Annotated in this window: 9 protein-coding genes; 8 read left to right on the top strand and 1 reads right to left on the bottom strand. The window is 43.6% G+C overall.

Annotated features, from left to right (window positions below):
- The first annotated feature begins 77 nt into the window (after positions 1–77).
- From AC4PG5_RS12020 to AC4PG5_RS12010, 3 genes are all read left to right on the top strand, one after another.
- On the top strand, positions 78–482 hold the full coding sequence (locus AC4PG5_RS12020; RefSeq protein ID WP_492029109.1) for a transposase: 405 nt from the start codon (positions 78–80) through the stop codon (positions 480–482).
- Positions 479–1420, top strand: a complete 942-nt coding sequence (locus AC4PG5_RS12015) for an IS3 family transposase (RefSeq protein ID WP_492030756.1) — start codon at positions 479–481, stop codon at positions 1418–1420. Before AC4PG5_RS12020 ends, AC4PG5_RS12015 begins: the two co-directional genes overlap by 4 nt.
- 832 nt (positions 1421–2252) lie before the next feature.
- Positions 2253–2858 (top strand): type 1 glutamine amidotransferase family protein, encoded by a 606-nt coding sequence (locus tag AC4PG5_RS12010; RefSeq protein ID WP_492029108.1) that lies wholly within the window; start codon positions 2253–2255, stop codon positions 2856–2858.
- 76 nt (positions 2859–2934) lie between these two features.
- Here the strand turns inward: AC4PG5_RS12010 and AC4PG5_RS12005 are convergent, their stop codons facing one another.
- Positions 2935–3879, bottom strand: a complete 945-nt coding sequence (locus AC4PG5_RS12005) for an alpha/beta hydrolase (RefSeq protein WP_492029107.1) — start codon at positions 3877–3879, stop codon at positions 2935–2937.
- A gap of 408 nt (positions 3880–4287) precedes the next feature.
- Between AC4PG5_RS12005 and nuoF the strand changes: the two genes are divergently transcribed.
- From nuoF to AC4PG5_RS11980, 5 genes are all read left to right on the top strand, one after another.
- Positions 4288–6195: an NADH-quinone oxidoreductase subunit NuoF gene (gene nuoF / locus AC4PG5_RS12000; protein ID WP_492029106.1), complete on the top strand. Its 1908-nt coding sequence runs from the start codon at positions 4288–4290 to the stop codon at positions 6193–6195.
- 12 nt (positions 6196–6207) lie between these two features.
- Entirely contained in the window at positions 6208–7974 is a 1767-nt protein-coding gene (locus AC4PG5_RS11995) for an NADH-dependent [FeFe] hydrogenase, group A6 (protein ID WP_492029105.1), read from the top strand.
- Positions 7975–7992: 18 nt separating this feature from the next.
- The gene (locus AC4PG5_RS11990) at positions 7993–8469 is read left to right on the top strand and encodes an NADH-quinone oxidoreductase subunit NuoE family protein (RefSeq protein ID WP_492029104.1); all 477 of its coding nucleotides are present in this window, start codon (positions 7993–7995) and stop codon (positions 8467–8469) included.
- A 178-nt stretch (positions 8470–8647) separates the two neighbouring features.
- Positions 8648–11956: a TonB-dependent receptor gene (locus AC4PG5_RS11985; RefSeq protein ID WP_492029103.1), complete on the top strand. Its 3309-nt coding sequence runs from the start codon at positions 8648–8650 to the stop codon at positions 11954–11956.
- A gap of 12 nt (positions 11957–11968) precedes the next feature.
- The gene (locus AC4PG5_RS11980; RefSeq protein ID WP_492029102.1) at positions 11969–13696 is read left to right on the top strand and encodes a RagB/SusD family nutrient uptake outer membrane protein; all 1728 of its coding nucleotides are present in this window, start codon (positions 11969–11971) and stop codon (positions 13694–13696) included.
- The last annotated feature ends 17 nt before the right edge of the window (positions 13697–13713 follow it).

Here is a 13713-nt window from a genome sequence, read left to right as displayed (position 1 = left end):
TTGTAAGTTAGATTCTATATAACTGTCTTACCCTGCAAAAAGTTGACTCTATAATTCATTAAATAAATAGCTTTATTATGAAAAAAGAGAACATTCAATTCATTTCAGGTGATTTTTCCTTTGATTCTTTAGAGTCTGCTCAGGCAGATAACTCCTTGCATTTTATGGTTCTTCGTTCGCATTATGTGGATGATTTGGGCTTAAATGCCCTTGCATTAAAATACTCTGTATCTCGTAGCACTATTTACCGTTGGATTTGTAACTTTGCTTCGTCTAATCCCGAAATCGTTGATTATATGAAGCAGAAAAAAAGTATCAAACCTTCTTCTGAGGAAATCGCCTCTCTCAAGTCTGAGATCCTTCGTTTGAAGAAAGAACTCCGTGATGCCCAGATGCATGCTCATGCCTACGACACCATGATTGATGTTGCTGAAGAGATGTTCAACATCCCTATCCGAAAAAAAGCTGGCACCAAACAATAAAGAGGCTTCGCATAGAACGTTCTCCTTATGGAGTAACTTCTCTATGCGCCCTGTTTGGTGCTTCAAAACAAGCCTTTTATAAGCATGAAGATTCTTATTTTAACTATCTTGCCCAAGAATCCATCGTCGTTGAATTCGTCTATGATATCCGAGATAAGAAAGATCTGGCCATAGGCGGATTAAAGCTTTGGCATAAGTTTCAGGAAGGTCCCGGCAAATCTGCACCCATGGGTCGTGATCGTTTTCTATGGATCCTTTCTAAGTACGGATTCACTCTGCGTGCACCTCATAAACGCCCACAAACCACAGATTCATCTCATCATTTACCCAAATATCCAAACCTTATCAAAAATTTGCTGCCTGATCGTCCCAATCAACTCTGGGTAAGCGATATTACTTACCTTAAGATTTGGCACACTGAAGCTAAAGATGATTATTCTTTTTGCTTCTTATGTTTACTCACTGATGCTTATACGAAAGAAATTATAGGTCACCGGGTTGGTGAAAATCTTTCGGCTGTCTATGCTATTAATGCTTTAGAAATTGGCCTAAAGCGTCTCAAATCTTTAGATGATGTGGACTTAATTCACCACTCTGATCGTGGTGTCCAGTATGCCTGTTTTGATTATACAGAAAAACTTCGTAAAGCAGGAGTGAAAATAAGCATGACAGAATCCGGTAATCCTAAGGATAATGCCATCGCCGAAAGGGTCAATAATACGATCAAGAATGAGCTGCTTAAAGGCAAGTCTTTTTATAGCATTGAGGACGTTTCTATAGCGATTGCCGGTGCCATTGAGTTCTATAATAATGAACGGCCACATTTAAGTTTGAATATGCTGACGCCCGCACAAGCGGCCATGGAATCGGAAGTTATGAAGAAAAGATGGCATAGCTACAGAGAAAAGTATCTTCAAAGAGTGCAAAATGAATATTAACTTTATACATTTGCAAAGAAACAAAATCTAAAAACCTTCTGATAGGCAATTTAAAAGGAAAAGGAGGTATTCTTTCTCCTATCTTCCTTTTAACGTGATTTAGTCAACCCGATTTAGTACGTATGCTAAAAAAGGTCAACCTGAACCTGATTCAGACTTAATAAACGAATGAGGCAACCTGATTTAGGGATAATAAATAATATTGGCAACTAAATACCGTCTAGAGAATATAAAACGTCAACCATTTCAAGGATAAGACATTGAAAATAGATTGTCAACGTTAGAAAAAAGATTGTCAGACGTTGAAACTTTTTTTCCGTCAGCTTGAAACTAAAGTTGCGTCATATTGGAACTCCAATTGCGTCAGCTCAAAACTAGAGTTTCGATATAATGAAACTCACAGCCGATCAGCCTATTTATTTTTCTTACAAAACAAAAGGAAAAATTGACCAGTATAAAATCTCTTGCATCTAAATAAGAAGTAAAATAGAGAGTCTGGTATGCAGCAGTAAACAGAAAACACGAAGTGTTGCAGATCATTGATCTGTCACCTATCTGCAACGGGTATCTGCAACGTCACAAATCGCTGACATAATGCTACTTAACGTCAAAAAGGTGACAGGTGTAAGATAAATTACAAAAAACAACTTCTAGAGAGAGAAGAAAGAGAGAGAGAAGAAGAAGAGAAAGAAAAAACAAACAGAGAAACAACAAACAAGGTCAATTAAAGAAATAAATAGGCCAATAAATAAAAATGAAAGAGTAGACCAATTAATAAGAACGAAAGAACGAAAGAAAGAAAGAAGAAATCAATGAATAAGACATACAGAAAATGAAAGATATGAAAGATATGAAAGATATGAAAAAGAAGATCATCGTTTATCTATTCGATGGTTTCTCAGATTGGGAGATCGCCTATTTCACTCCGGAGATTAAGAAAAGTGACCGGTTCGAACTGACATATTGCTCGGAAAACGGACAAGAAGTTTGTTCGATGGGCGGATTGAGGGTTACTCCTCAGCTCTCTCTATCGGAAATCAAGATGGACGATCTGGAGTTGATCGTTTTACCGGGTGGGACTTTCTGGGAAAATCCGGGAGTAACACCCATCGACGACTTTATAAAAAACGCTTTCCAAGAACAAAAGCCTATTGCTGCCATTTGTGGAGCTACCATTTATCTGGCACGAATGGGTATGCTCAATGAGGTGAATCACACCAGCAATGACTTGAACTACTTAAAGATGGTGGCACCGGAATATACCGGGGAGCAGAATTATATCAACGCCCCGGCTACTACAGGTCAAAATATCATCACCGCTTGCGGCATAGCTCCTATTGAGTTTGCCCAAGAAATTTTTAGAAAGATTGCGCTTTACGATGAGCCGTCGATCAAAAAATGGTTCGACTTATTTAAACATGGCATCTGGAGCGAGTAAACACCGCTATACCCAAACGCCATCGAACGATTTCATCGATTGAATGATTTCATCATTGAATAATTTCGCCATCGAATTATTTCACCGATTGAATGAAACGAGTCACCGCTTCATCGAACACCGGACAGTTCTTAATAGATGAATTACCATATACCGCTATTTGAGCCATCTTGTCGGTTGTCTCACAGGGTTTAAAGACGTGATTCATCGTTGGAATGATCTCTTTTTGAGCCTTAGGTTGGGCTTGATGCAAGAGTTCGGCTTCTTCAACGGCAACTTGAATGTCCTTATCGCCTTGGATAATTAAGGTCGGCACTTTAACCTGACTCAGCGATTGTGCGGGGTTAACGGCAAACCATGAAATCATATAGGGTTGAATACTTGGGCGAAAAAGGCTATAGAGCATTGGGGAGACATTGTCGATGGTCTCTCCTTTCTTCAAGGTGTCGATCATCGGGAAAATCATATCTTTGACCATCTGCGGTTGATCGGCCATCTGAATTTTGAGAATCTCATCGGCGGGACGAGCGGGACCGGCAATCAAGACCAAGGCACTGACCTTGGGGCGAGCAATGGTGGCTAACGTCCCAATGGTCGCTCCTTCACTATGACCGGCAACAATAATTTTCTTATAGTCTTTACTTAACAGATCGATCCAACCTTCGGCATCGTCGACACAAGTCGTGAAACGTAGATCGGCTTCCGATGCACCGGCTTTCTGACTAGCGGCTATTCCGCGTTTATCGTAACGAACAGAGGGGATGCCGGCTGCACACAAGGCTTCCGCTAGGTATTTTATAGAATTTCCTTTCAACTGAGGGTTGTTACCATCTCGGTCGGTTGGTCCTGATCCACAGATCAATAAAACCACTCGATCGCTTTTCGTTCCTTGATCGGGCATCAACAACGTCCCATAAATATCGCCTGTAGGCGAATGAAGCACGAGTTCTTTTTCTTCACCATAAATATTTACGAAGAGAAATAAAGCAGCGGCTAAAAGTAGAAAGACTCTTTTTTTCATAGATCATTTTTTATTAAGTCCATAACAACGGGTTAAGAAACAGCTAACAAGCTTATACAAATATAGATATAATAGAAATAAGTTGTTCCGGCATTGGGTCTATTTATTTAGAAAGAGGAATCTCTCTTTTCTCATTCCCAGCCTTAAGCAAATAAGAGAAATATCGAACAAAAAAAATGAAAAACCAACGAATAGGCGGTTTTATCAGCAAAAAGGATATATCTGATTAATTGACAAATAGATACTTTACATAGAATCTTCCAACTTGCAACAAAAACTTACAAACAACACAGACAAAAGACCTTACAGCATAGAACACGCGTAAAAACAGTGGCATTTTTTAGTTAAAAAAGTTTCCACTTTCATACAAAAGACTATATTTGCAGCAAACCAACTAATCTAATATTCATGAAAGTGTTAACCATTGAGGACTTGCAAGCCATTAAAGCAAGAGCCGAGGATGTGCTCTCGATTCGCGAAGAGAGTAACAAAAAAGTGGCCGAGAGTTGTTGCGGCCTGGCAGTCGGCACACCCAAGATTCAGATTCTAATCTGTGGGGGAACGGGTTGTAAAGCATCTGCCAGTCATCAGATCGCCGATCATTTTAAAGCGGCCATCGAAAATCGGAAAATCGAAAATCAAGTGGAGGTTATTACCACGGGATGTTTCGGTTTTTGCGAAAAAGGACCTATCGTTAAAATCATTCCCGACAATACCTTTTATGTACAGGTCAGCCCCGAAGATGTGGAGGAGATCGTTGCAGAACATGTTGTCGAGGGACGAAAAATTGAGCGATTGCTCTACATCGACCCGAAGACGGAACAGACGGTGAGCGACTCGAAGCATATGGCGTTTTACAAGAAGCAGATCAGAATTGCGTTGCGCAACTGCGGCTTTATCGACCCGGAGAACATTGAGGAATATATTGCTCGAGGTGGGTATCATCCTTTAGCGGTAGCCTTGCTTCAGAAACAGCCGATCGATGTGATCGAAGAGATCAAGAAATCGGGCTTGCGCGGACGAGGGGGCGGTGGCTTCCCGACCGGCCTGAAATGGGAGTTTGCCGGTAAGCAGGTTTCCGATATGAAGTTTGTGGTTTGTAACGCGGACGAGGGTGACCCGGGAGCGTTTATGGATCGTTCGATCATGGAGGGCGACCCTCACTCTATCATTGAAGCCATGGCACTGTGTGGCTACTCCATCGGAGCATCGAAAGGGCTGGTTTATATCCGGGCAGAATATCCGTTGGCCATCCAACGTTTAAGAATAGCCATCGAGCAAGCGCGTTCGTATGGGTTACTCGGCGAGCGAATCTTTGGAACAGCGTTCGGGTTCGACATTGAGATCCGATATGGTGCGGGTGCTTTTGTCTGTGGTGAGGAAACCGCGTTGATTCATTCGATGGAAGGTAAGCGTGGAGAGCCAACGCTGAAACCGCCGTTCCCTGCCGAATCGGGTTATCTGGGACGTCCCACAACGGTTAACAATGTAGAGACATTGGCCAATATTCCGATCATCTTAGAGAAAGGAGCCGACTGGTATGCCTCTATCGGTACAGAGAAATCGAAAGGGACAAAGGTGTTTGCACTGGCCGGTAAGATTAATAATGTAGGCCTCATCGAGGTACCGATGGGTACCACCTTACGTGAGGTGATCTACGAGATCGGAGGAGGAATTAAGGGAGGTAAGAAATTTAAAGCGGTACAAACCGGAGGTCCTTCGGGTGGCTGCTTGACGGAGAAACACCTGGATACGCCGATCGATTTTGACAACCTCTTGGCAGTCGGTTCTATGATGGGTTCGGGAGGAATGATTGTCATGGACGAAGACGACTGCATGGTTTCTGTGGCACGCTTCTATCTGGACTTTACCGTTGAAGAGTCGTGCGGAAAATGCACCCCGTGCCGCATCGGTAACAAGCGTCTGTTGGAATTGCTCAACAAGATCACTGAGGGACGGGCCAACGAAAAAGATTTGGAGACGTTGTCCACCTTGGGACGGGTCATCAAGGATACCGCGCTTTGCGGCTTGGGGCAGACCTCTCCCAACCCGGTTCTATCGACTTTAGATAATTTCCATGAGGAATATCTGGAACATGTACGCGATAAGACTTGTCGCTCGAAACAGTGTAAAGCACTGCTCACCTATGTCATCAATCCGGAAGCCTGCATCGGTTGTCACCTCTGCGCGAAGCATTGTCCGGCGGATGCCATCCTCGGTACAGTACGTAAACCTCATGTAATCACCCCTGACAAATGTATCAAATGTGGTATGTGTATGGCACGTTGTAAGTTCAACGCCATCAGTGTCAGCTAAAATCATCGAATCATGGAAAAGAAACAAGTCACTCTACAGATAGACCGCCATTTCATTACGGTGCCTAAAGGGGCAACCATCTTGGAGGCGGCCCAAAAAATCGGCATTGATATTCCGACACTTTGCCACATCAACTTGAAAGGAACCTGCATCAAGAACAACCCGGCCTCTTGCCGGATCTGTGTGGTCGAGGTGGAAGGACGTAAAAATCTAGCTCCCTCCTGCGCCACACGTTGTGAGGATGGAATGGTGGTACGCACGAGTACCCTCCGGGTGATGAATGCCCGAAAGATTGTGGCCGAACTGATCTTATCGGATCACCCGAACGAATGTCTCACTTGTCCCAAATCGGGCGACTGTGAGTTACAAGATCTAGCCTTACGTTTCAACATCCGCGAGATGCCGTTCAATGGTGGAGAGTTGTCGCCCCGCAAGCGGGAAGTCACCTCGTCGATTGTACGCAACATGGATAAATGTATCTTCTGTCGCCGTTGTGAAAGTGTGTGTAATGATGTACAGACCGTGGGCGCTCTTGGAGCGATCCGTCGTGGGTTCAACACCACCATCGCTCCGGCCTTCGACCAAATGATGGTTGACAGTGAATGTACCTACTGTGGACAGTGCGTAGCGGTTTGCCCCGTGGGAGCACTCACCGAACGCGACCACACGAATCGTCTGGTCGAAGATCTGGCTAACCCCAATAAGGTGGTGATTGTTCAGACGGCACCGGCTGTACGCGCTGCTCTGGGAGAAGAGTTCGGATTGCCACCGGGAACACTGGTGACCGGAAAGATGGTGTATGCCTTGAGGGAATTGGGATTCGATTATGTGTTCGATACGGATTTTGCAGCCGACCTGACCATCATGGAAGAGGGTGCCGAGATCTTGAAACGTCTGACGCGTTACATGAACGGCGATAAGACCGTACGCCTCCCTATCCTCACCTCCTGCTGTCCCGCTTGGGTGAATTTCTTCGAATATCACTTCCCCGATATGCTCGACATCCCGTCGACTGCCCGCTCCCCTCAACAGATGTTCGGGTCGATCGCCAAAGCCTTCTGGGCAGAAAAGATGGGTATTCCACGCGAGAAGTTAGTGGTGGTATCGATCATGCCTTGTCTGGCAAAGAAATACGAATGCGACCGTAATGAGTTTAAGACCAATGGGAATCCGGATGTGGATTATTCAATCTCAACACGCGAATTGGCACGCCTCATCAAACGGGCAAACATCGGATTTAACCTTTTACCGGATAGCGAGTTCGACCAGCCATTGGGCACATCGACCGGTGCGGGGGTCATCTTCGGAACAACCGGTGGGGTCATGGAAGCCGCCTTACGATCGGTCTACGAGATTTATAGCGGACAACCGTTGCTGAATGTCAACTTCGAACAAGTTCGCGGTTTGGAAGGGATTCGTCGCGCCACCATCAATCTCGACGGCTTCGATCTCAAAGTTGGCATTGCACATGGTTTGGGAAATGCCAGACGTCTATTGGAGGATATCAGACACGGAAAGAGTGAGTATCACGTGATCGAGATTATGGCTTGCCCCGGAGGATGCATCGGTGGTGGAGGACAGCCTCATCATCATGGCAATTCGGAAGTGTTGTATGCCCGTTCCAACGCACTTTACCGTGAAGATTCGAACAAGCGGTTGAGAAAATCGCACGAGAACCCGTATATTCAAACGTTATACGAAGAGTATCTCGGTAAGCCGTTGAGTGAGAAGGCCGAAAAGCTGCTTCACACGCATTACTTTAATAAATCTATCGACTAATCTTAAACAACCAGCGTTATGTCTGAGATCAAATTAGCATGCGATATCGCCGAAAAGGTTAAAGATATCTGTATAAAACATAAGAATAGCCCGGGGGAGTTGATCAATATCTTACATGAAGCACAACACCTACAAGGGTATTTGCCGGAGGAGGTACAACGGATCATCGCCTCACAACTCAATATACCGGTATCGAAGGTGTACGGTGTGGTGACCTTCTATACTTTCTTCACCATGACTCCCAAAGGTAAGCATCCGATATCGGTCTGCATGGGTACAGCCTGTTATGTGCGGGGATCGGAGAAGTTACTCGAGGAGTTCAAGCGGGTTCTAGGCATTGATGTGGGCGAAACCACTCCGGATGGTAAATACTCACTGGATTGCTTAAGATGTGTGGGAGCTTGCGGACTCGCACCGGTAGTCATGATTGGTGAAAAGGTTTACGGACGTTTACAGCCCGTTGACGTGAAAAGAATTATCGATGAGCTAGAGTAAAGCTATAAAGATCAAATAAAAAAGGACGCGGTTATTGTTTTTTATCAATAACCGCTTTTTTTTCATTCTTCTTTGGGGGATCGCAATCTACCAATCATATTTATTAATAGATCGGATCTTTAAACCAAAGGATTGGTCGATTAATCTATATTATAAATCTAATTAACGCATTTATCTCATGAAAACACACCGTTTCTTTACGTGGTGTAACCGTCGGACATTAAACAAACATCTCTCGATGCTTTTAGTCGTTTGTTTAATGGCTATGATTCCGGTCACCACCTTCGCACAACTGATCAAAATCACGATGAAGAAAACCAACACGACTCTACAAACAGTTGTTCGTGAACTGGAAAAGCAGAGCGGATATAGCTTTTTCTACAACGACAACAAAGTTAAGTTGAACAAGAAAATCTCCATCAACGTCAATGAGGTGGCTTTCGAAGAGGTCTTAAAAGAGGTGTTCAAAGATTCCGGCTACAGCTATAAAATCGTAGATAACCAAATCGTCATCTCCTCTATCTCGCCGTCACACACACCATCGACCACCCAACAAAAAACAGCTCGATCGATCAAAGGGGTCGTAACCGATGCAAACGGTGAACCGATCATCGGAGCTTCAGTAATCGAAAAGAGTCGTACAACGAACGGAAGCATTACCAATATCAATGGACAGTTTTCACTAGATGTTTATGGCAATGAACTCGAAATCAGTTATATCGGATATGGCTCACAAACCGTCGCGTTGAAGAAAGATAACTCATTCTATAATGTGGTATTGAAAGAAGATACCAAAACGTTGGATGAAGTGATCGTTGTGGGATATAGCACCCAACGAAAGGAAAGTTTGACCGGAGCAATGCAGGCAATTAAAGGTGACAAACTTAAAGATGTGACCACGCCATCGGTTGAGAATATGTTGAGCGGTAAGATTCCGGGAGTATATGTCGCACCCGGAAGCGGACGTCCCGGAGCAAGTGGAGCAGTAGTCATCAGAGGAAGAGCTTCGCTCACAGGAATGACTTCTCCGTTATGGGTAGTAGACGGCGTAATCGTTGGAACCGACGGTACCGGTCAGATCAATCCACAAGATATAGAGAGTATGACCGTATTGAAAGATGCAGCATCGACTGCCATCTATGGATCACAAGGAGCAAACGGGGTCATTATTATCACAACAAAGAACCCGAAAGCGGAAAAGATGAGCGTTAACGTCTCAGCAAAACTTGGAGTTACACAACTCAACACAGGTAATCTAGAGATGATGAACGGAAAAGAGTTGTATGACTATTATAGCTCGTTCTCGAATGTCGATCAGATCAAATTCACCCGATGGAATGAAGACTTGCAGAAGAGCAACTTCAATTGGTGGGATCTGGCGACACAAGACGGATTTAATCAAGAATATAATGTTTCTCTTCAGGGAGGTAGCGAAAACCTTCGCGCTTACATGTCCGTTGGAGTATACGATGAAACGGGAGCTGTAAAAGGATACGACTATACACGATACAACTTCTTGTTCAAAACTGTATACAAACCGAAATCATGGTTAACCATCAAACCGATGTTACAAGGTTCACGCCGAGATATCGACGACAAGCAATATTCGGTAGGTGCCATGTATTCTATGTTACCTTGGGATAGTCCATACGACGAAGAAGGCAACTTAGTTCCTCATCGCTACGAAGGTTGGGTCAACGGTGCATCTACGAACTACCTTTACGACTTACAATACAACCATTCGGGATCGACCAACTACGAATTTAGAGGAAGCTTAGATTTCGACGTTAAGTTGAACGACTGGTTGACATTCTCATCGGTCAACAACTATAAGTATACAAACTATGCTTCAAACTCTTACTCAGACCCTCGTTCCAGCGGGGGAGCACACATTGGAGATTATAGATTTGAAACGGTGAGACGATACACCAACCATATTCTTCGGTTTAACAAATCGTTCGGCAAACATTTCATCAATGGATTGGCTGCTTATGAGTACAACGATTACTGGCATAAAACATTAGACGTTTCCGGAAAAGAGTTTATCCCCGGATTGGAAGTGTTGGATATTGTTACAACACCTGAAAAGACGAAAGGAAATATCGGAGAATGGGCGGTACAATCGTTACTTTTCAACGCCAACTATTCGTACGACAATAAATATTTAGCCCAAGTCTCTTTCCGACGTGATGGAGCTTCAAACTTCGGAGATAGTTCAAAATATGGTAATTTCTTCTCTGTCAGCGGTGGATGGAACATCAATCGTGAAGAATGGTTCGACTTAGATAAAGTTGATCAACTAAAACTACGTGCCGCATATGGTTCTGTTGGAAATCGTCCAGACCAATATTATCCTCAGTATAACCTCTATTCGGTTTCGGCAAGCTATAATGAAGAACCCGGAATCTTAATCAAGCAGATTGGTCGGAATCAATTGACTTGGGAGAAAACTTATACTATGGGATTGGGACTAGATGCTTCTTTATTCGAAAATCGTCTACGCTTCAATTTCGATTATTATCTCAAAAACACTGATAACATCTTGTACAAAGTACCTATTAGTGGACTTACCGGGGTGACTTATATCTGGAAGAACATCGGAAAAATGAAGAATCAAGGAATTGAGATTGCTTTAGGAGGAGATATCATCCGGACTAAGGATCTAACTTGGAGCATTGATGCGAATGTCGGTCACAACACCAACGAACTGAAACAATTATTCAAGAGTAAAGATAGCGAAGGTAATCTGGTCGTGAAACCAATCTTGGCTTCAGACAACTCGGGAATAGCAGGAGCAGCACAAACGGTCTTGGAACCGGGAAATCCAACCGATACCTACTATTTAAAGAAGTGGGCGGGTGTCGATCCTGAAACGGGCTCTCCACTTTGGTATAAGACCAAGAAGAATGAAGATGGCACACAAACGGTGACCACAACGAAGAAGTATGCCGAAGCAACTTATGAAAAATGCGGCAAAGCATCTCCTGATTTGTTTGGTGGATTTAACACCACGCTGACTTGGCGCAAATTAGAGGTTAATGCAGCCTTTGGATATTCGATCGGTGGACAGATCTATAATTATTCACGACAAGAGTATGACTCTGACGGTACTTATTGCGACCGTAACCAGATGAAATTGAAAGACGACTGGGTACGTTGGGAAAAACCGGGCGATATCGCCACTCATCCGGTTGCATCGTACAACAACCAAAGCAAGTCGAACTCTGCTTCATCTCGTTATTTGGAAAACAGCGATTACCTAAAACTACGTTCGCTATCGATTGGATACCGTTTTGATCTGACTAAATATAGCATCAAAGAATTAAGAGTATTTGTTTCCGGAGAAAATCTCTTTACCCTCACCGGTTATTCGGGAGTAGATCCCGAGATCCCAATCTCTGATGAAGGAAAAATCATCGGTACGGCAGGTCCTTCGGTATACCCTTCTACTCGTAAGTTTATGCTTGGCTTAAATCTAACTTTTTAAAACAGAACACACATGAAAAAAATAATATTCCTATTACTCACGCTATTCTCAATATCGTCTTGTGATATTGAGCGTCTTTCACACGATTCGATGATGAGTGAGGACATCACTAAAGATCCCAATAGAACATTGGATGGTCTCATCAACGGCATCTATGGACAACTTAAAACATGGTCCGACCCCATGCACCGCTGTGGTGAGTATGCGGGTGACAACATGGTGATTCGCGGATCTTCAACCGACTCTTTCTATGAATTTATCTCGTATGTCCGCAAACCGAACAATGGACGTTTGCAAAGCTTCTGGGACTCGGGGTATAAAGCAATCGCACAAGCTTCAAATGTGCTTAAGCTTGTCAAGGAAGGACAGAGCGAAGATATCGATAATCGTTTGGGGGAATGCTACTACGTTAGAGGTATGATGTATTTCTACTTGTGCAGAGCATACGGACGTCCATACTATCAAAGCCCTGAAACTAATCTAGGGGTGCCTATTGTGAATGGCACTCCGGAAGATATTGACAATATGCAACTCCCCGATCGTGCTACTGTAAAGGAAACTTACGAACAAGCCATCAAGGATTTGAAAGAAGCAGAACGTTTGTTGACCGTCAACAAAGGAGCGGCATACGCCTCAAAAGAAGCAGCCCAAGCCATGCTCTCTCGTATTTATGTCTACATGAGCGGAACATACGAAAATCCGAATAAAGAGTATGCACAGTTGGCCATCGACTACGCCGACAAGGTGATCGCTTCTCCTGAGTATCAACTCTTGTCGAGAGCTGATTTCATGAAATACAACACCCTCAGACCGGAAGATAACAAAGAGTCGATCTTTGTCATCAAACGGGTTGCTTCGGAATTTTCCGGATACGATCATTACTATGGCATAGGCGGCATGTATGCCAATATTGGTGGTATGGGCTGGGGAGAGATGTACGCTAGTGCCAAATATATCGATTTATTGAATGAGACAGGAAGAAACGACTGGCGTCCGGATCACTATAACATTGTAGATGCACGTGCTACATTTATTGAACCGACTTATACGTCCGATCACAAAAAGGTTTTCCGGTTTATCAAATACGACACTCCAACGGTCTTAAACTACGTGCAAGCTGAATATCAAGACGAAAATGGACAATTGGTTTGGAATGAAAAGTGGACTGATGCAAATAAAGTTGAGCAAACAACCCGTTACGTTCTTAATCCGATCAAAGAAGATCAAGGTATCTATTCAATCGAATATAGAGACGGGAAAACGTATACCGGCATGTTAGATTATTATATCAAACTAAACCGAGTATATCCACAGTTCTACATCACTAAGTGTTCACGCGAAGGGGAAGACTCGCATCTACACTCTCCAATCATCTCACGTTTGGGTGAAATCTACCTCAACCGTTCGGAAGCTTATGCTAAGTTAGGAAAATACGATAAAGCATTAACAGACTTGAACACGATCCGTGAACGTTCCATTCCTGGTGCCGGGTATCCATCATTAGATGCCGATAATGCACCGGAACGTATCGATAAAGAGCGCCAACTGGAATTGGCTTATCAAGCCGAACGTAGCTATGATGTATTCCGTAATGGTAAAGCCTTATCCAGACATTATCCGGGACCTCATCAACAGTTTGAAGATATACCTTCAACAGACTATAGGGTTGTTTATTATATCCCTCAAAGTGCGATCAATGTATATCCGGGGACTTTAACACAAAATCCGACAGGCAATTAATTTAAATTGTAATCAAG

It is taken from the genome of Bacteroides sp. QWL-09, from assembly GCF_058683585.1.
The sequence above is the reverse complement of the archived record's forward strand: the minus strand, read 5'-3'. Positions and strand labels throughout refer to the sequence as shown.